This window comes from Candidatus Acidulodesulfobacterium acidiphilum (genome assembly GCA_008534395.1).
Lineage (GTDB): Bacteria > SZUA-79 > SZUA-79 > Acidulodesulfobacterales > Acidulodesulfobacteraceae > Acidulodesulfobacterium_A > Acidulodesulfobacterium_A acidiphilum.
Genome location: SHMQ01000070.1, coordinates 1 through 2,038 on the forward strand (window position 1 = coordinate 1; position 2,038 = coordinate 2,038).

General features: G+C 33.0%; 2 protein-coding genes. Both read left to right on the forward strand.

Annotated features, from left to right (window positions below):
• Positions 1–674: 674 nt before the first annotated feature.
• The gene (locus EVJ48_10420) at positions 675–965 is read left to right on the forward strand and encodes a hypothetical protein (protein RZV36406.1); all 291 of its coding nucleotides are present in this window, start codon (positions 675–677) and stop codon (positions 963–965) included.
• A gap of 78 nt (positions 966–1,043) precedes the next feature.
• Positions 1,044–1,499 carry a hypothetical protein gene (locus tag EVJ48_10425; protein RZV36407.1) on the forward strand — a complete coding sequence of 152 codons (456 nt, stop codon included), beginning with the start codon at positions 1,044–1,046 and terminating at the stop codon, positions 1,497–1,499.
• The last annotated feature ends 539 nt before the right edge of the window (positions 1,500–2,038 follow it).

A 2,038-nucleotide genomic window follows, 5' to 3' on the forward strand; every position in this document is an offset into this window, starting at 1 on the left:
GTTCATATAATCTGCTTGCATTTATATCCATAAAAATGGAAGCGGCTTGGACGCATAATATTGTCGGGAAGGTGCAGCCTAATTTGCCTTTTTATAAAAAATTTACACAAAAAAGTTGACAGTATCATAATTCGCAGATAGTCGTGAAATATTGCTAATTATTGTTAATTATTTAAATAAGGCAGCCAAAAAGAAAAAGGTCTTTTTTCTTGGCTGTCCTAAGTTTTTGAATTATTCACAGGGGGATATTTTTCCAGCAAAGGCTTGAATAAGGGATTACAAGGGATATAAATAAATACTTCGCAAATATTTCACGAAGGGTTTTTACAATTGGATTTAATGTTTATATTGGGTTGCGGTGAATATTTCACAAATTCGCAATATTATGCAATAGCATCGAAAGCAGAAAAGAAAAAATAACGCATAATAAAGTATTTAATTTTAGAATGAAAATTAAATACTTTCGGCCTATTTTTTACAGATATTTATTTGTCATTTTGATAATGTCAAAATGACAAATTTTATAATAGATATTATAAACATATCGCCGTATTATTATATATAAGCCTTTCAAATGCGCAGAATCAAATAAACCGCATCCCCGAAGAACTAAAAAACAAGTTCCGTAAATTCCGGCATATTTATTGCATCTTAATTAAAAAAGGAGAAATAAAATGAATATCGACAATATTATGATTGGGTTAAAGAAAAGGATAAAAAGTTACATTTTATCGTTTAAGCCTAAAATTATCGACGGCAAAACATTCAAATGCCATATTTATTATATAGCATTTTATGGTAAAATTCAAAAAGTTAAACAAAGATACGACATTTCAAAAACAAAGATGATAGAAGCCGTATCGCGTGCCGTTCAATTAGCTATGGCGGAACTTATGGATAAAAACATTTATATCCGTACGAAAAGCTGCCATGATATGCTTTTTTTAAATACCGCTTGCAAGTAAATTATATTTTTACCATAATTTTTTTGCATTAGCAAAATAAGCAAACTTAACCAACAAAAACCTAAATGGAGGCAATTTATGAAAAACCAGATGTTATTATCTTTAATGCATTTATCTTTAATAGTAATCGCAGGCGCTTTCCTGTCCGTTATTTTTTCGCGGGGCGCATTTGCCGTAACGCCGCCGGGCACTCCGGGAGTGCCAAATTCGTCCGCTCCTAATAATTCTTCCGCAGTACCTCAGGCAACCCCAAAGCCGTTAAATAAAACACAGAGAAAAACTTTAGCAATAATGCGCAAGGGAATAGAGAACTTTAAAGAAAACAAATTCCGCGGGGCGACCCGTGATTTCAAAGAGGCTCTTAACCTGAATCCTGCGAACCCTTCTATACTTAACCTTCTCGGTATATCAGAGTTTAAAACAGGCAATAAGCCCGCGGCAGTAAGAGACTTTAAAGAAGCTCTGTCAGCGCTCCCAAAAAACTCACCGAGCGCCAAAATCATTAAAAAGAATCTGCAGGCGGCAGAAAAATAAAATAAGAACCTGAACTTTTTGCATAGCTATTATTTTAACTAAAAACTAACAGGCGGATATAATTTTCTAATTTATAATTATGTCCGCCCTTTTTGTTAATTATTTTGGCAATATATTATTTTTTATTCATTAAAGTTTTTAAGATGATGGTTTGCATAATTAAACAAAGGTATTGAAACAAGAGGATTGTTGTCAACTTTTAATTTGTCTATTGAATTTAACTTTTAATTTGTCATAATATCTTTGTATTATTATTTTGCTTTTAATACGTTTTATTAATAATCGCAATCAACCTTCATCACCCCCTTTGCCCCTTTCTAATATTATAAACGGCAAGCCGCAAGGTTCAAGGGCGGCTTCAGCCGTTTACGCAAGTTAGACGCTTATTGTTGCCAACCCTTGAGCCTTGCTTTTGTCAACACCGAATTAAAATTCCCTAAAACGCCGAACGAAAAGTAACAAAAACGCCGAACGAAAAATACCATTTTCACCGACTAAAATCGCTTAAAATTAATTTATCACCTCCCTTTTTATATATT

Bases quoted from the DNA above. Each gene is read 5' to 3' on its own strand.
- EVJ48_10420 (RZV36406.1), top strand. From the start codon at position 675: ATGAATATCGACAATATTATGATTGGGTTAAAGAAAAGGATAAAAAGT.
- EVJ48_10425 (RZV36407.1), top strand. From the start codon at position 1,044: ATGAAAAACCAGATGTTATTATCTTTAATGCATTTATCTTTAATAGTA.